The organism is Candidatus Uabimicrobium helgolandensis (assembly GCF_041508025.1).
Classification (GTDB): domain Bacteria; phylum Planctomycetota; class Uabimicrobiia; order Uabimicrobiales; family Uabimicrobiaceae; genus Uabimicrobium; species Uabimicrobium helgolandensis.
The window spans coordinates 5,409,315-5,425,942 of the sequence record NZ_CP165719.1; the positions used below are offsets into that span (position 1 = coordinate 5,409,315).

14 protein-coding genes are annotated in these 16,628 nt (G+C 35.2%); 4 read left to right on the forward strand and 10 right to left on the reverse strand.

Features of this window, described 5'->3' with window-relative positions; all coding sequences use genetic code 11:
• The first annotated feature begins 94 nt into the window (after positions 1-94).
• The gene (locus UABHE_RS19975; RefSeq protein WP_372365023.1) at positions 95-589 is read left to right on the forward strand and encodes a protease complex subunit PrcB family protein; all 495 of its coding nucleotides are present in this window, start codon (positions 95-97) and stop codon (positions 587-589) included.
• A 355-nt stretch (positions 590-944) separates the two neighbouring features.
• On the opposite strand, the gene UABHE_RS19980 is transcribed toward UABHE_RS19975, so the two are convergent.
• The 6 genes from UABHE_RS19980 to UABHE_RS20005 all read right to left on the reverse strand — a co-directional run bounded on the left by UABHE_RS19980 (position 945) and on the right by UABHE_RS20005 (position 7,956).
• Positions 945-1,286: a four helix bundle protein gene (locus UABHE_RS19980; protein WP_372365024.1), complete on the reverse strand. Its 342-nt coding sequence runs from the start codon at positions 1,284-1,286 to the stop codon at positions 945-947.
• Positions 1,287-1,476: 190 nt separating this feature from the next.
• Positions 1,477-2,022 carry a hypothetical protein gene (locus UABHE_RS19985; protein WP_372365025.1) on the reverse strand — a complete coding sequence of 182 codons (546 nt, stop codon included), beginning with the start codon at positions 2,020-2,022 and terminating at the stop codon, positions 1,477-1,479.
• Positions 2,023-2,119: 97 nt separating this feature from the next.
• The gene (locus UABHE_RS19990; RefSeq protein ID WP_372365026.1) at positions 2,120-4,186 is read right to left on the reverse strand and encodes a protein kinase; all 2,067 of its coding nucleotides are present in this window, start codon (positions 4,184-4,186) and stop codon (positions 2,120-2,122) included.
• Between the two features lie 177 nt (positions 4,187-4,363).
• Complete coding sequence (locus UABHE_RS19995) at positions 4,364-5,602, reverse strand: leucine-rich repeat domain-containing protein (protein WP_372365027.1); 1,239 nt, start codon at positions 5,600-5,602, stop codon at positions 4,364-4,366.
• Positions 5,603-5,642: 40 nt separating this feature from the next.
• Complete coding sequence (locus tag UABHE_RS20000; RefSeq protein WP_372365028.1) at positions 5,643-6,611, reverse strand: serine/threonine-protein kinase; 969 nt, start codon at positions 6,609-6,611, stop codon at positions 5,643-5,645.
• Between the two features lie 502 nt (positions 6,612-7,113).
• Positions 7,114-7,956, reverse strand: a complete 843-nt coding sequence (locus UABHE_RS20005; RefSeq protein WP_372365029.1) for a class II glutamine amidotransferase — start codon at positions 7,954-7,956, stop codon at positions 7,114-7,116.
• 109 nt (positions 7,957-8,065) lie between these two features.
• On the opposite strand from UABHE_RS20005, the gene UABHE_RS20010 reads away from it, so the two are divergent.
• Together UABHE_RS20010 and UABHE_RS20015 are read left to right on the forward strand one after the other, a co-directional pair.
• Complete coding sequence (locus UABHE_RS20010; RefSeq protein ID WP_372365030.1) at positions 8,066-9,028, forward strand: serine/threonine protein kinase; 963 nt, start codon at positions 8,066-8,068, stop codon at positions 9,026-9,028.
• Positions 9,029-9,041: 13 nt separating this feature from the next.
• Positions 9,042-10,001, forward strand: a complete 960-nt coding sequence (locus UABHE_RS20015; protein WP_372365031.1) for a serine/threonine protein kinase — start codon at positions 9,042-9,044, stop codon at positions 9,999-10,001.
• A gap of 12 nt (positions 10,002-10,013) precedes the next feature.
• Here the strand turns inward: UABHE_RS20015 and UABHE_RS20020 are convergent, their stop codons facing one another.
• The 4 genes from UABHE_RS20020 to UABHE_RS20035 are packed head-to-tail and all read right to left on the reverse strand — an operon-like array spanning position 10,014 to position 14,387.
• A complete protein-coding gene (locus tag UABHE_RS20020) occupies positions 10,014-10,877 on the reverse strand; it encodes an endonuclease V (protein ID WP_372365032.1) in 864 nt (287 codons plus the stop codon).
• 13 nt (positions 10,878-10,890) lie between these two features.
• Positions 10,891-12,549: a protein kinase gene (locus tag UABHE_RS20025; protein ID WP_372365033.1), complete on the reverse strand. Its 1,659-nt coding sequence runs from the start codon at positions 12,547-12,549 to the stop codon at positions 10,891-10,893.
• Positions 12,550-12,558: 9 nt separating this feature from the next.
• Entirely contained in the window at positions 12,559-13,473 is a 915-nt protein-coding gene (locus UABHE_RS20030; RefSeq protein WP_372365034.1) for a metal ABC transporter substrate-binding protein, read from the reverse strand.
• Positions 13,474-13,532: 59 nt separating this feature from the next.
• Positions 13,533-14,387 (reverse strand): ion channel, encoded by an 855-nt coding sequence (locus tag UABHE_RS20035; RefSeq protein ID WP_372365036.1) that lies wholly within the window; start codon positions 14,385-14,387, stop codon positions 13,533-13,535.
• 713 nt (positions 14,388-15,100) lie between these two features.
• Between UABHE_RS20035 and UABHE_RS20040 the strand changes: the two genes are divergently transcribed.
• Positions 15,101-16,624, forward strand: a complete 1,524-nt coding sequence (locus UABHE_RS20040) for a hypothetical protein (protein ID WP_372365037.1) — start codon at positions 15,101-15,103, stop codon at positions 16,622-16,624.
• Positions 16,625-16,628 lie beyond the last annotated feature (4 nt).

A 16,628-nucleotide genomic window follows, 5' to 3' on the forward strand; every position in this document is an offset into this window, starting at 1 on the left:
TTATCATAATATATTTTATTCACGTAAGATACAACGATAATATTATCGTTGTAGCCTACAACTCAATATAATCAAGTAGTAGATCGGGGAAACCATGTTTAATTATTTAAGTTTGCTTTTAGTTATTTTGTGCTTGTGTGTTGGTTGTGACAAACCAAATAAGTCTAGCGAACAAACAAAAAATGTAGAGCCCAAACCACAAATGAAGGAGAAAAAAGTGGAATTAACAACTATTTCTCAAGGAGCTAATAGCGGTCACAACGAAAAAAAAGATTACACCATTACTAATGAAGATGATTGGAAGAAGTTATGGGCACAAGTACATGCAAATGTAGAACCGAAACCGGAACTTCCTAAAGTTGACTTTGGTAAAGAAATAGTAATTGCAGCTTTTAAAGGACAACATTCAAGTGGTGGGCATAGTATTACTATTACGGAAGCAATGATCAAAAGTGATGGCTGTACTGTACAAATAAAAGAAGTGAGTCCTGATCCAGGAGGAATGATGTCAATGGGGTTTTCTCAGCCATATCATATTGTAAAAACACCTAAAATAGAGCAAAAGGTAACTTTTAAACACATGCCTTAATCATTCAAAATATGAATTAAGGTATAATTCTATAAATTCAAATCTTGGCTCACTATAAACAAGATTTGAATTTACGGAGAAGTAATACTTTTTTATAGTAAATATAACTTAAGTTGCGACCTAAAAATAACAAGAAAAAGTGAAAGCGAGAACAAAAAGGACAACTTTTAACTCAAATCCATAAGAGGTAACAGCATGAATTTTCTTTGGAAAAAAAGAAGTGATCTGACTAAAAGTAGTTTCAATCCTTTTACGGGTAACCTTTTGAATAAACTCAGTAGCTCGGGAAAAAAACGATGTGTGCAATTCGATTTTTGAGGTTCGTGGTCGTGGATCGATATTCCATGTGCGAAAATTAGACTATTAACTTTGAAAGCATACAAATTATTCTATAGAGTAGTTTTTTGATTTTCTCTTTTTCTTTTGAGTCTATTATTTGGGCTATCTTAGCAACATCGAATACTGCACTACATTCATTTGCTGATGCTCTTGCTATAGAGAAAAACCTTGCTTTCTCTTTTTTGCTAAATTTGGCATTGCCTTCTGCTATATTAAGAGGGATTGAAAGCGATGCTCTTTTTAGCTGATCCTTTAAATAGCTGTAACCTGATGGCATTTTCTCCATCATATTAAATGTTTCTTTTGTATATTCTAGTGATACTTGATATACATCTAATTTTTCATGATTAAAATTCATTGCATTACCCTTACTTCGTGCCATGTGCCACGACTGCGTCTCACGAGATTCGAACCGCGCACATCAAATTTGTAAGAGTAATTATACCAGACTATACGACAAATTTTATAGGTCGCAACTTAAGTTAAATATATTGAAAAGATAAAAATCACCATAAGAAAGATCCTAATAAAAATAGATAAAAGCCATTTTACATCAGAGATCGTTTTTGTATTCTACCTATGACAAATTTACTAACTTCGAAAATTACGCATATTATAAAAAATATCGCAAGCACTGAGCCTACTGGACCCATAACTTCATTGGTTACCTTTATTGTAATTTCATCAGAAGTATCGCTGTGAAAAGTAATTAGTTTATATTTTCCTATCAAAGAAACAGCTCCCTTTTGTTCTTCGCCGTTACCTGCGTAACTAATTATTTTGCGTATAGAAAGTTCGAAGCGATCACTTCCGCTTATTTTTGTTAATTTTACATTGTTAGGAAAAAACAGTGTGCTGCTCAGTCCACTTATATATAAAGCAGGATTCCTTACTGTTTTTGCAAAAGAAATGGAACAACCTTTTTTATCAATATAAAATGAAATGGTGTTGTTTTTCTTATCTACTTGGGTAACATTACCTTGAAAATAAACAGTATTTGTGCCTATTTTCCCTACCACAGTAGAATTTATTTGAGACCATTCTACATCTTCATGGACTGATACTAATGCAACAATAGCGACTATTATTGTCATTAGCATCCCTGCAAAAAATCTGATCTGACCAAACCTGTAATCTTCCATATTTGCACTTTCTCAATTATGTTTATCTGTGCTAAATGTTGAAAAGCTACTAACTACGCATAGTAAAATCAATGGTTATTGTTTCTAAATTGTGGTCTTTGATTCTGCTGCTATCTAGGCCTTTGTAAATGTTTTCAGCATTCTCTCGCCACCATATACGAGCTTTGTTTTGTTCCCAGTCGCTCTTACAATCTTTTAGAAGTTCATAAAGCACTTGTGCATTGAGAGGCCTTTCCCTTGGTTTTTTTTTCAAGCACCTCATTATAATATCCTCAAGTTCTTTATTGACTTCTCTTCCTAATACTTCAGAAGGCAAACGCGGAATTGTTTTAATTTGGTGTCGACATACCTCTGCTGCATCTTTGCTATTAAATACGTGCTTACCTGTTAGTAGAAAATAGCCAACAGCTCCTATTGCATAGATATCACATTTTTGGTCTATCTCTTTAGGATTTAAAAGTGCTTCAGGAGCAATATAATGTGGACTACCGTAAATTGCACCGTTTTCGTGATCAGCATATTCTCTACTAATATCATTAATTTCTCTTGCTAGTCCGAAATCGAGAACTTTGACAAAATCATAAATTCCTCCGCGTTCGCCAATCATAATATTTGCAGGTTTAATATCGCGATGTATTAGACCTATACTGTGAGCTTCTGCAACAGATGAACACACTTGTGTCAAAAAATACATTACGCGCGATTCGTCGACAGCACCATTTTTGTACACAAGCTCGCTTAGAGTAATTCCAGGTAGATATTCCATGACGTAGTAAAAAATGCCTTTTGGAGTACGACCATAGTCATATACAGCAATGGTATTTGGGTGAGTTAAACGGCTTGTTAGCTGAACTTCTTGTTCAAAACGTTTTACATTTTCTTCGCTAATTTGATGAGGTTGAATTAATTTGAGAGCTGTAATACGGCGTAGGGTTGCGTGAGAAGCCTTATATACTTCTCCCATACCACCTTTACCAATCTTATCAATGATTTTATACTGTCCAAATTGCTGTGCAACTTTAGCTTTTTTGTAAAAGTGCATTATTATATAGAGAGAAATTAATAGTACAAAACCTGAAATGGCCAGCAGAAGAAAAAGGTACCAAAATAAACGTCGAAAACTATACAAAGTAGCATATGCTTCATCAAGTTCTATTTCTGTAGCAATGCCAATTTTATAGTCTTCTACCCACATCCATGCTCCAATTACTGGTACTCCTCTAAAGTCGCGATATCCATCGACATTAAAGCCTTTCGATGTTTTTAGAGCGTTTGTAACCAAGTAGGTAAAAGAAAGATCTTCATGAGTTACTTCTTCGCCTTTTAATAGATTACATTTTGGGTCGAGAATTTTTAATTTATATATAGGATGCACATCTTTAGATGTGATAAGGCCTATTTCACGTATTTGATCGTTGTGAACGCTACTTGAGAGCATCCAACCATCTGCATCAAAAGCATAATTATGACTTGTATTATTGACCTGGAAAATAGTAGAAAAATCCATCTGCGGTTGTATACCAAATATTAATGCTGCAATAATATCTCCTGCAGTATTATATAGAGGAGTACCTGATAGAATGAGAGCTTGTTGCTCACTAGAATCCAAATGTAAACTAGAATCTAGGGTTTTAAGAAAATCGCTAAGAAAAGGTGATGTTAAAACTGTTTCTCCTTGTAAAATGCGGTCAAAAAACTTCATTTGCAAAGAGGTTATCGTTGAACCAATTAGATGATCGTTGAGCGATGCGATAATTTTTTTCTGTGGAGTAATAATGGCAAAATCAGTATAGCCGTATACGCGACACATTGGTCGCAAATGCTGACGAATTACATCTAGAAAATTAGACTCTAATATTTTTTGCGATGAGTTTCCACTATCTGTTTCTAAAAAAGTTTGTGTAAGAGAGCGTACTTTGCGTTCTAATCCTTTACTTGTTGCCGCAGATTTTTGCGCTTCAATCCACAATTGCAACATCATATAAGTATTGCCTAGATTAATATCTAAATCCCGAGAAAGTTTATTTTTTATAACGCGGTCAATAAGAGAGTTCATTCCCAAACTGACAACAACCAAAATGAACGACACAACTCCCAGTAACATCCACTTTTGCATTTATATATTACTCCAGTATCCGAGGTGCATAATTTTATACAGGGTGACAATTACGATAACGATTGCGAGATGTTGTATTAGCTGAAAAATATAGAGTATAGGTGAAGTGTACTCTTTCGCAACCGATAACTCGCCCTACATTTATAACAAATAAAGAAACCGTTGTGAAAAATAAAATCAATGAGTGACTATAGATTTGAGCTCTTGCGGAATAGAAACTAGCTTGTTGTTACTAATATCAAATACAGAAAGATTTGCTAATTGTGCTAGGTTTTTTGGTAAAGAAGTTAGGCGGTTATTTGCAAGATTCAATTCACGAAGAGAAGATATTTCACCAAGTTCCTTAGGAAGGTAAGTTAAACGATTGTGTGAAAGATCTAACTCGGTAAGATTGTCTAAATTCCCCAATTCTTTAGGAATCGAAGATAGCTGGTTTTTGTGTAGACTTAGAACACTTAGACATGTGAAATTTTGTAAATCCTTGGTTATGTATGTAAGTCTATTTTCTCCTAGGTAAAGCTCGATAAGAGAAGTTAGTTGCGTTAATGTTTTTGGTATAGAGGATAACTCATTGTCATTTAACCATAGTTCTTCTAAGCAATTTATTTGCTCTAAATTTCCTGGTAAAGAGCTTAATTTATTGTGCGATAGTCGTAAATACATAAGAGAAGATAAATACAATATAGATCTAGGAAAAGATGAAAATTTGTTATTACTAAGGTTTAGATCCTCAATTTGAATTAATTTTTCTAGTTCTTTAGGTAAAGAACATAGCGTATTATCTGCAAAATTGAGGGACTCAAGTTTCTCAAGTTGTAGCAAGGCGCGTGGAAAAGATGAAAAACTATTTTTAGATAGATCAATAGCAGAGAGTGAGGTTAGAAAGCCAAATTCTTTTGGTAAAGATAATAGACTATTTTGCGCTAAACTCAAGTAGCTTAAAGAGTTTAACTCGTTAATGATTCGCGGAAAAGAAGTGATATTATTGTTATTATAGTATAAGCGTTCTAAAGAAGTAAGAGTGGCAAATTCTTTTGGCAAAAATGATATTTTATTATCATCTAGATACAGTTCTAGCAGAGTGCTTATATCGCCAATCTCTTTCGGAAGTATAGAGATATTGTTATTATTTAAGCTAAGAGCAAGAAGAGAGGACAAGCGACCAATTTCTTTGGGTAAAAATGACAATTGATTATCATCGATATTTAAAATGCGCAAAGAGCAAAGTTCACCAATTTCCTTTGGCAAAAATGATATTTTATTGCCGCTTAGTCTTAGTGTTTCCAGTTTATCTAATCTTCCTATTGCGGAAGGTAATTGAGTAATATTTAAATTGCGTAGATCTAGCTCGGTAGATTCATCGCGAATTGCTTGGTCAATAATATAGTGAATATCTTTGCTTTTTGAAACACTCATAAGCTTTCCTTTGTAAAACTTATTACATTTATAAGTTTTGCTATCCTATAGTTGAATATGTTTTTCGCATAGACTCCAATTCTTTACGAAGTCCAGGGCATATTTGTCGTGCAGTTTCAATGCGATATTTATGAGGGTTTTCTTGTGCTTCTCCTAGTAGGGGCATTCTTATGTCGTTAAATAAATCAGCAATAACCCCTGCGTTTTGCCAACGCACATCTGGATCTTTATGTAAGGCTTTCACAAGAACCTCAGATATTTTTTCATATGCAATCTGTTGTTCTGGAGAGGCCTCTGAAATATCAACAACAGTGCACAAATCAATTAGCTTTTCGTCGCGTATTTTTTTTATTGTTGCGTAGATATTATTTGTATAAAAAGGTGAGCGTTCTGACCAAGTAAAAAATTGATATAAAAGAACACCAAGGGAAAATATATCTGTTGACCAACATACTGCACCTTTTGTTTGTTCAGGGCTCATGTATGCACAAGTTCCGATTACAGATCCTGCCGTTGTTATTGAACTAAGTGCTTTGCTTAAACTTTTTGCCGTTCCTAGATCAACAATTTTTATCTCCCCTGTCTGGGGATTTAACATCACATTTTGTGGTTTAATATCGCGATGAATAATTCCGCCCATATTCATCACTTCTATACCACGTGCAATTTGACTAGCAATAGCTAGTTGCCCAACTAGAGTCATACTATACTTATTTTTAACAATGATTTCATCAATAGATTTACCATCAATGAACTCTAAAACCATGTAAGCACGATCGTTAGTAATAAAAAACTCATGGGCTTTCACTAGATTAGGATGATCGATGGTTTGTAAGAACAAGCATTCTCTTTTGAGTCGTTCGACCTGGTCATGTGAGTCTACAAAAATTTTCTTTATCGCCACTTTCCTGTCTAAAAAAGTATCGTAAGCTTGGAAAATAGCCCCAGCACCTCCTAAACCAATTTGTGATATGACCTCATAACGATTATTGATGAGCTCGTTGTCCATGTATATTCCTTCAATTTATATTAATATGTTTTAGGGCGTTCTCGCCATGAGTCAAACATCAAGTTTCTAAAGAAATTACAAACAAAATGATATAACTCCTACATCTTAATTCTATAGAACTAGGGCGTATGGCGCCTAATTCCACTATGCATATTTTTTTAAGTGAGTCGCAAAAAGTTTTTAAGAGCACGCAGCGTAGAATTTGAGTGTCATAGCGGCGTTGAGCCTTCGGTTACATAGCTACAGTTATGTGTCTCTCAGGCTGTCCTTCTTTGACACTCAAATTCTACGCTGACTTGAAACGTGCTCAAAAACTTTTTGCGACTCACTTAAGTGTGTCCTTATTTAAAATTCGCGTTGAAATAATGTGAACAGCGAAGTATTTTTAAGGTGGATAATATTATTATGTCTTTGAAAAAGGAACAAAGCTAGTTTAAAGCATTTAAGGTGTGTCAATGCTTTTTGATAAAATTGTACAAAGAGTACGTTTAAACGAACAATTTTATTCAATGATGGTCAATTTCATTTCTTGATCAACGCCAATAAACTGCCCCTGTTGCATTGGGAGCCAGATATTATCTCCTGCTAATTTTTCGCTAGAAAAAATCAAGTGATTGATATAACCACTTTCAGAAGGATTTTCACATTCAAATGAAAAACATGGGCAAGTATCACGGTCAATACAGTGGCTTTTATAGGTTGTGTAATGTAAATGTTTTCCGCCGTGATGGGCAAGCATTGTCGTACCGTTTGTAAGAACAAATGTCAAATATGTTTTTGTGGAATCTCCGTCTTCTTCTACGCAGCAAGGACCAACAATATCTATTATTTTTTTGACTGCTTGTTTAACAATACTCATTACTTTTTTTATCGATAAGTTATTTGCTGATAAAGAAATATGTTGTCGTAAGTGAGAAAGAATAAAGTAGAACATGATTTCACTATCAGTTTGTCCTAGTATAAAACGACGTAGTTCAGGAGCAACCATGGCTAGAAGTGGACGACGATGCTGAGCAAAATTTTCGATATTACCGTTATGTACAAAAACCCATTTTCCAAATTGAAAAGGATGTACATTTAGAATATTTTTTGACCCCAAAGTGGCTTTACGTATATGAGCAACTACTGTTTCAGAAGAAACAACCCCCGAAATTTTTTGAAAAATGCTATCGTGAACTGCAGCTTCAATTGATTTGATGATATGCGGAACACCTTGAACATAGTAAGCAACACCCCAACCATCAGAGTGGTAATTGCTTTGAATAGATAGCGCGTTTTCTGTTCCAACTAAACTTTTATGAACTTGGCTCTTGATTACGGATCTAAAACTAAATATTCTACACACGGTTTAATCCTTAGTTAATGTACAAAAATCTTGATTCGTATAGAAATTTTTCGCAAAATAAGAATGCTGTGGCATTAAATCACCTGAAATATACTTTTTGGAAAAAAATATGAAAGAATATAATTTGCGATGTCGTTGTGGAAACTCTGTCCGTATTGTAACACCGAAAGAACTACGTGCAAATATTATTTGTCAATTGTGCGGAAAATCTATGTACAGTAAAGGGCCCAAGCAAGACACTAGTAAACACTATCGAAGGATCGGAAACTATTTGTTGTTAAAATCTCTTGGAAAGGGAGGAATGAGCGAAGTTTTTTTGGGATATGATGAAACTAGTCATGAAAAAGTGGCAGTAAAAATGACGGATGTGACTAAAGACGCTCATGCTCAACAACATTTTGATCGCGAAGTAGATGTGCTTAGAAGGTTACATCACCCCAATATTATTAGATTACACCACTGGGGGCAAGATGGCAACAATGTATACTATGTTATGGATTATCATCCAGGAAAAAGTGTAGAAGATATTTTGCAACGTGGATTACCAACTTTAGGCGAAGCACTACGTATTACATACTACACTCTAGATGCCTTACAATATGCGCATAGTAAAAGTATAGTTCATCGCGATATAAAACCAGGTAATATCTATATTACAACAGAAGATCGTACGGTTAAGATTCTTGATCTAGGTATTGCAAAAGCTGGTTATGACAAGGAAAGCTTGGTAAAAACAGGCGAAATGATCGGAACTATTTTTTATATGGCATTAGAGCAATTTCGCGACTCAAAACACATAGACCACCGTGCGGATATATATGCCGTTGGAGCTACATTATTTCGTATTCTATGCCGTTACCCTCCTTTTGCAGAACACGGTCGCGATTTGCAAAAAATATTTCTAAGTAAAGCCGAGGACTCATATGTAAAATTATTAGAACGAAAATCTGACATTCCGCAAAGTGTTGTTGATGTCGTTGAGAAAGCTATGGCTCCAGAAGCGGAAGATCGGTACCAAACTGCGGAAGAAATGAAAGAAGCTGTTTACGAACAACTAACTAACGTGTGCTAATGGCGAGGATACAATGAAGATATATAAAGCTAAATGTGAATGTGGATGCTCTATTCGTATGGAAATGCGCGAAGACTTTTCTGGGCAGATCTTTTGTGGTTCATGTAAAAAACTTATCATGAGCACTCTCGCCAAAAAAAATCTAGAGGAAAATTTACAACGTATTGGAAATTACTTGCTGTTAAAAATACTTGGATATGGTTGTGCTGGGAATGTTTATTTAGCTTATCGCGACGATGATGGAATACAAGTCGCTTTAAAAATGCTTGAAAATGTAACTGAAGAAATTGCTACGCATTTTCAACAAGATATTCAAATTATATCTCGACTCCACCATCCAAATCTGATAAAAATTAAAGATTTTGGTAAACATAATGGCAAACTATATTTCGTTATGGAGTATTTGCAAGGAGAAACATTAGATAATCGTTTAAAAAGAGAAATATTACCTGCGCGACGTACATTAAAAATAGCTTATTACATACTGGATGCTTTAAGTTATTCTCACCGTAAAGGAATTATACACCGCGACGTCAAACCAAGTAATTTATACATTACCAAAGAAGGATTAGTTAAAGTAATTGATCTCGGAATAGCTAAAATTATTGGTAAAACCGTTGTGAAAACCACTCGCGGGGAAATATTGGGAAATATTGAATATACTGCCCCAGAACAAATACAAAACGCAAATCAAGTAACGATTCATAGCGATATTTATTCTGTCGGAGCAACAATGTTTCACTGTCTATGCGGCAAACCACCATACGCAGAATACAATAACAACTTGATGGATATATTTAACTGGAAAAGTCGCAACAAGTATATTTCTCTTCGCGATCAAAAACCTGGTTTACCGCCAGCAGTATTGCACGTCGTAGAAAAAGCAATGTCGCATAATCCTCAAGACCGCTATAAATCATGCGATGAAATGAAGGAAGAAATTTACGAACTCATCACTATTTTACCAAAATAAAACGATATTGCTCTAGTCTGGATTAGACTCAATCCAGTTGCGCATTTTTCTTGGCGTAAGTTTGCGAGGTGTTAGTTTTTTTACCTCGCTATTTTTATTTAGCTCACTTGCAACCTTGCTATAACTTAAGCCTTGTTGTCGCAACTCTTTTATCATAGCGATTATTTTTTGTTTGTTTTGTTGTTTTTCATCATCTTGATGTTTTTTATCGTTATAATACATTTCTTTGCATATATTATGAGCATGGTGTATGGGCAAGGGTTCACGAGTAGAACTTGTTATTTTTTTTACCAGTGACAGTGCAGTAGGGATATCAATTTTATGGCCGATAGACACGTATATCGGGTCTTCGCCTTTTTGACTTTGTAGTGCAACGCCTAAGGATTCTCCCATGTGACGAATTTCAGCAGAGTCACCTTGTTTTTTTAGAGGTTTGTGCTTTCCCATGAGTAGAGATTTTGCGCAACCGATAGTTGGTATATCAAGAGATAATCCTGCATGACAAGCAAGTCCAAAAGAACGAGGATGAAGAATACCATTACCATCGATAACAACTATATCTGGTATGATTTTTAATCGCTCAAAAGCACGTAATACACATGGAATTTCTCGTAAAGCTAGCAAACCAGGTTCGTAGTGAAATTCACATGGTCCTGTCCAAGTGGCTTCTTCTACAATTTTTTGCGAATCAGTATCAATGACAACAACAGCTGCATAAGCGCTATTTCCTTTATCTCCATAGGAAACATCTACTCCTGCAATAGTTGAAATCTTGTCGGCATGATTGTCGCGAATTACTTCAAGTGCATACTTTTCTTGGGCAACAAAAACTTCTTTTTTGTTCTCGGGTATGAATAATTTTCTGGCGATATCCATAAGTATCCTTTCTTTATTTATTTTGTAGCTCTTTTACTTTTTGAGCCATTTCTTTCTTGATACCTGAGCCAAGACCTTTTGGGATTTTTAACTGTAGAGCTTTTTGGTAATCGCGAATAGCAAGGGAATATTTTTGTTGTTTTTCGTATATCAAGCCACGGCTAGCATATGCGATAAAGTAATACGGATTGTACTTAATACTAACAGTATAATCCTCGATAGCCTTTTTCCATTGCCCAAGAACATCATATGTTACTCCACGATTAAAAAAATACGTATATCGCGGACGAATTTTTATTGCAGAATTGTAATCGTCAATTGCTTTCTTGTAACGTTTGAGTTTGCGAAAAACCATACCTCGTGAATTATAACGATCTGCGCTTTTAGGGTTTTTTTCGAGATAATAAGTAAAATCTTTAAGAGATTGTTCTAAATCTTCTGGTTTATTACTGCTAGATAAAATAAGACTTCTTACAGTGATTAATCGATTGTAGTTTAACTGCGTATCTAAATCTTGGTGAAACACTTCTATCATTTTCGAAGAAAATATTGGATCAGCAAATACTTTTGAATGTTGCTTTGTCATGTAATTGAGACTATCAAATATAATATTGGTTACTTTTTGTAACTGCTTTTTTTCCGCTTCTATTTTTTGCAGGTAGCCTAGTCGTTCTTCACTATACTCCATTTTTTGGTAAATAATGTAAATCCATGATAAAGAGAGTAAAATAAATCCAGTAAAAACGCAGCACAAAATCTTATTGCGCACGATATATTTATATAAACGCTGTGCATTAGTTGATGGTTTGGCAATAATTGGTTTTCCAGCCAATTGGTTAAGTAGATCTCTTTCTAAAGCTTTAGCACTGCTATAACGATTTTTTCGTGATTTTCGCATACACTTTAAGCAAATCGCTTCCACATACCGAGAGATATTACTATCATACTGACGAGGAGTAATGAAGTCGTTGCTACCAATTTTTAACATTAACTCCCAATGATCATGAGCGTTAAAAGGACGATGGCCTGTAATACATTCATAAAATACAACACCCAAAGAATAAATATCGCTAACTTTTTCTGGGCGCCCCTTCAACTGTTCAGCAGAACAGTATGCAGGAGTTCCAATGATAACATCGTCTTGGCTCTTATTCTCACTGAGAGTTTTAGCGATTCCAAAATCCATAAGTTTTACAACTTTTTCTTTGGTAACCATAATATTACCTGGTTTAATATCGCGATGAATTATATTTTCCTTGTGAACGTAATGCAAGGCGTTGGCTACACTTGCCAGAAAACGCATTGACTGTTCTATCGAAATACTATTATTTGCGATCAAATCATGAAGTGTATGACCTTCGATATATTCCATCGTGAAATGATACGAAGGTGTTGTACCTACATCGTATATTTTTACTATGTTTTTGTGATCTAGTGAAGCAAGAATCTGAGTTTCTTTAAGCAACGAAATTCTATCTTGTTGCGATTGACTACCATTAAGTATTTTAAGGGCTATAGTACGTTGTAATCTTGTATCGTAAGCTTTATATACAACGCCCATTCCCCCGCGCCCTAATACTTGGTATATTTGGTAATGAGAAAATATCTGACCTGTTTTGAGGTCGGCACCGCCAGGAATAACGGTTGTAACTTCATCGTGAACATCGCTCATATTCTCTCCTTATTTCCAAATAGCTTTTAGATTCTCCACATTGTTACGCATGGTACTCAAATAATCGCGTTTATTCTGTCTATCTTCATCACTGATAAGTTCACAAGGAGAAAATTCAATACTCGTAAGTTGAAATTTTTGTTGAAAAGCTTTAGCTATTTCTTTAGTAGGAGAAGACTCCCACAGAATGAATTTTGCTGGATGCTGTTTTAAAATTTCTTGAATCTCAGAAAATTGCTCTTCTGTTGGCATAACTTCTGGATTTAAGTCTAGATTTTTTATATTCCATGAAAATCGTCTTGCAATATAATTATAAGCGGGGTGAGAAGCAAGTAGCGGTTTGTTTTCATTTTCTTGGTATTTCTTCAATGTAGAAATAAGTTCATCAAAATCTTTTTCCAACATTTTAAAATTTTGCTCTAGTTTTTCTTGATGTTGCGGTAATAACTTCACAAGTGCATTTTTGATTTCCCGCGATTGTATTTTGGCATTGTGCGGATCTACCCAAGTATGCCCGTCTAAACCTTTGTGGCTATGTTCTTTTCCATCTCCGTGGCTATGTTTCGTTCCGCTTTCAATAAAAATAAACTCTTTTTTAAAAGGTTTTGCGGTATTTACAACTTTGTCTTGAGGTAGTGATACTTTGGATACCCACTTTGCAAATTTTGCGCCGTTTAAAATAATTAAATCTGCTTTTTGATACTCCTCAATGATTTTAGGATATTTGTATGCTTTCCAAAAAATAGCGTCTTCGTCTTCGGGAACTGGACAAACAACTTTTGCATAATCGCCAACAATACGCTCCGCAAAATAAGCTGTAGGATAGAAGGTTGTATAAATAACTTTTTGTTTTTGGGAATCTTTTTGAGGAGAATCACAGGAAACTAGAAAAGATAACAGAACAAGAATGTATACTTTTTTCATAATAAATCCTTAGATAAATAATTAGGGCAAGAGAATTAAATTTTTTGTCAGGTCACTTATTAAATCTTATTATCACAAGGGATAACTCTATGAAGGTTATCATAACAAAGAACTCTTTCATCTTTATAATCTATAAAGACATCAGCAAATCGATGATTAAACAGTATATCCTCGTAATGATAAATATGTCTTGCGTAGACCTTTTGCGAATGTTCGCTGTCTGTGCCTTGAAAAAGAACAATAAAATCAATATCAGTCAAGGAGTTATCAAATAACGGACTGCGTTCATCTATTTCATGAAAGATCATCCAAGTAAGTGAGAATATAGGAGTTTGAGAGCGAACAAGTGGGATATCTTTAAAACGGCGAATAGTATCTCCCTCAATTGTGGTTTCTGTGTAGATAAACATGACGCGTATAGATGTTTCTATAATATAATTTGTGCGTATATTTGCTAAACGAAAAATGAAGTGAGGCTTACCGTCGTAATTACGGATAATGGCATTTTTACTAAAGATAATGCGCGCCGTTGGTCGCGAAAATTTTGCAAATATAAGTCCGGTAGCTAGGGCGATAGACAGTAAACCTGCCAAAGATGCCACAGTCACAATAACATGAGCATAAAAAGTTTGTGGTGCCATTCCACCGTAACCGATGGTCGACATTGTTTGTACGCTAAAAAAGAAAACATCTTCGAAGTTCCCCGGTCGCGCGCCTGAAATACAATCACCTCCTAACAAAAATAATATTGTAAGAAGGACATTTAATAGCACATATGACAAGCTAATAATACCAATCATGATCCACCATGACGAGGAAATCAAAAAATGGTAAAGATCACTCATTGGATTCCATTCTCGACCAATACGACGTATTAATAAGTTACCATTTTTGTCAACTAGGCGTTTTCTCATATTTTGCTCGCAAAATTTTATAGTCTTTTAAGTTCGTTACAAAATTAGTGGAGGTAAAAAATTCAGACATTTTCATTTCTAATAAGGTATTTTTTTAGTGTAAAGTAATAAGGCGTGTCATCATTCGGCCCGTGAGAATAAACAGGTGCCATTGCCTTGTGTTAATACTACAAAAAGTATCGAGCCCGTTTCCGTTTCCGAAAACTTTCTAAAGATGGTAAAAAAACAGAACTTTTTACGAATTGTAACAATACTTACTTTCTTTGATTAAAAGCTTTTAAATCGGGCTCGGAAATGGGCTCGGGCTCGAAAAAACACTTTGAATGATGACAGGCCCTAATAAAAAAATAACGAAATTAGAGGTTAAAGGGAACAATTTTACAACTTAAAATAGTTTTACAACAGGTTCTTAGGGATGTGGCGGAAAATAATTTACCATTTTACATAGAAATTTTATCCATCAACGTCGTTATTCTTGACTTACAGAACTAAGGCTATGCGCGCTCAGAATGCCTAGTTGATGAATAAAATTTCTATGTAAAATCTGGTATATTATTTTCAACCATCTACCTTAGAAATAATTCATATTTTATGAAATCATTTATTTTCTTTTATAGTAACATAATTTTCTTTTATAATAAAAACACATAAAAAAATCAATCGATTCTATCGGTTTCTTGTTTCTGAGCGAAAAACCACAAAAGGAAAAGAACATGTATATTTTACAAATAGCACTACTCACTATTTTTTTTACAGTTAGCGTTTTTACACAGGAAATCTCATCACAAGGAGTTGCTATACACGAGCAATTGTTTAGCATGACTGTAGAAAATGAAACGCCTATTTTCCCTGAAGGTGATAATTTTAATACTGTGTTAAAAACATTTACAAATTTGCAATCGTTATCTGCGCAAGGGGATAATAGCGAACAATTACAATTTTCTTTTCCAACATCAAAAACAAAAGCTGTTGAGATCTCTAACCGTGGAGACCTGAATGGCGATGGAAAGTTTGACGAGCTAGAAGTAACTAAGTCAGGTATTCGTATTATTGATGGCGCTTCAAAAAAAACAAGTTTTTACTCTCTACAACCTCCTTACGCAATAAACGGTCAGTATGATCTTGACGGTGAACCAGGGAGTGAAGTAGGAGTGGTTACTCTCGGTAGTTTTGTTATTATCAATCATCGCACAGGTAAAAAGAAGGCTTATTCACTAAGTGGTGACTATGCAATTAACGGTAGTTATGATCTAGATGGTGAGCCTGGAGCAGAAATAGGCATTGTTCAACGCGGAGCTTTTCGCATATTAGACGACCGTGAAAAGAAAATGAAAGCCTATCCACTAAGCGGTGACTATGCCATTAACGGTAATTACGATCTAGATGACAAACCAGGGGCAGAAATAGGAATAATCCAACGTGGTGGATTTCGCGTTTTGCAACACCATACCCAAAAAATGAAAACCTATTCTCTTCACGGTGATTACGCAATTAACGGTAACTATGATACTGATGGACTGCCTGGTAATGAAATAGGTATTGTTCAACGTGGTGCTTTTCGCATCTTGTCCCACACAAATGGCAAAATAAAATCACATGCCTTGAGTGGCGATTACGCGATCAATGGTAACTACGACACTGATGGAAAACCAGGAGTAGAAATTGGCATTGTCCAACGCAGTGCCTTTCGAGTAATTTGTAATGGTCGTTTTATTAACTACCACTTAGATGGTGATTACGCAATCAACGGACAATATGATGCCGACGGGAAACCAGGAGCAGAAATAGGAATAGTGCAACGTGGTGCATTTCAAATTTTGCATCACAGCGGTAATCGCAAATCATTTTATCTACAAGGTGATTACGCTATAAATGGGCAATATGATACTGATGGTAACGCTGGTGTAGAAGTAGGCGTAGTGCAACGTGGCGCTTTTCGCATACTTCATTACACTACGGGAAAAACTAAATCCTACTCACTTTCTGGTGACTATGCAATTAATGGTAATTACGATAGTAATGGTGAACCAGGTAACGAAATAGGAATAGTGCAGCGCGGCGCTTTTCGCATACTAGATGACCGCAATAAAAAGACGCGAAGCTACGGACTAAGTGGTGACTATCAACTACAAGGTGCCTCTAACCAAGACGGGCAACCAGGAGTTGAAATTACAGTACTAAATAACAAGCGCACCGGTCAAATCACTGATCGCATCGGTAAAATAGTCTGGAAATAGATAA

What these genes read in the sequence shown, in the direction of transcription:
- UABHE_RS19975 (WP_372365023.1), top strand. Translation starts at nt 95, where the DNA reads ATGTTTAATTATTTAAGTTTGCTTTTAGTTATTTTGTGCTTGTGTGTT.
- UABHE_RS19980 (WP_372365024.1), bottom strand. Translation starts at nt 1,286, where the DNA reads ATGAATTTTAATCATGAAAAATTAGATGTATATCAAGTATCACTAGAA.
- UABHE_RS19985 (WP_372365025.1), bottom strand. Translation starts at nt 2,022, where the DNA reads ATGACAATAATAGTCGCTATTGTTGCATTAGTATCAGTCCATGAAGAT.
- UABHE_RS19990 (WP_372365026.1), bottom strand. Translation starts at nt 4,186, where the DNA reads ATGCAAAAGTGGATGTTACTGGGAGTTGTGTCGTTCATTTTGGTTGTT.
- UABHE_RS19995 (WP_372365027.1), bottom strand. Translation starts at nt 5,602, where the DNA reads ATGAGTGTTTCAAAAAGCAAAGATATTCACTATATTATTGACCAAGCA.
- UABHE_RS20000 (WP_372365028.1), bottom strand. Translation starts at nt 6,611, where the DNA reads ATGGACAACGAGCTCATCAATAATCGTTATGAGGTCATATCACAAATT.
- UABHE_RS20010 (WP_372365030.1), top strand. Translation starts at nt 8,066, where the DNA reads ATGAAAGAATATAATTTGCGATGTCGTTGTGGAAACTCTGTCCGTATT.
- UABHE_RS20015 (WP_372365031.1), top strand. Translation starts at nt 9,042, where the DNA reads ATGAAGATATATAAAGCTAAATGTGAATGTGGATGCTCTATTCGTATG.
- UABHE_RS20020 (WP_372365032.1), bottom strand. Translation starts at nt 10,877, where the DNA reads ATGGATATCGCCAGAAAATTATTCATACCCGAGAACAAAAAAGAAGTT.
- UABHE_RS20025 (WP_372365033.1), bottom strand. Translation starts at nt 12,549, where the DNA reads ATGAGCGATGTTCACGATGAAGTTACAACCGTTATTCCTGGCGGTGCC.
- UABHE_RS20030 (WP_372365034.1), bottom strand. Translation starts at nt 13,473, where the DNA reads ATGAAAAAAGTATACATTCTTGTTCTGTTATCTTTTCTAGTTTCCTGT.
- UABHE_RS20035 (WP_372365036.1), bottom strand. Translation starts at nt 14,387, where the DNA reads ATGAGAAAACGCCTAGTTGACAAAAATGGTAACTTATTAATACGTCGT.
- UABHE_RS20040 (WP_372365037.1), top strand. Translation starts at nt 15,101, where the DNA reads ATGTATATTTTACAAATAGCACTACTCACTATTTTTTTTACAGTTAGC.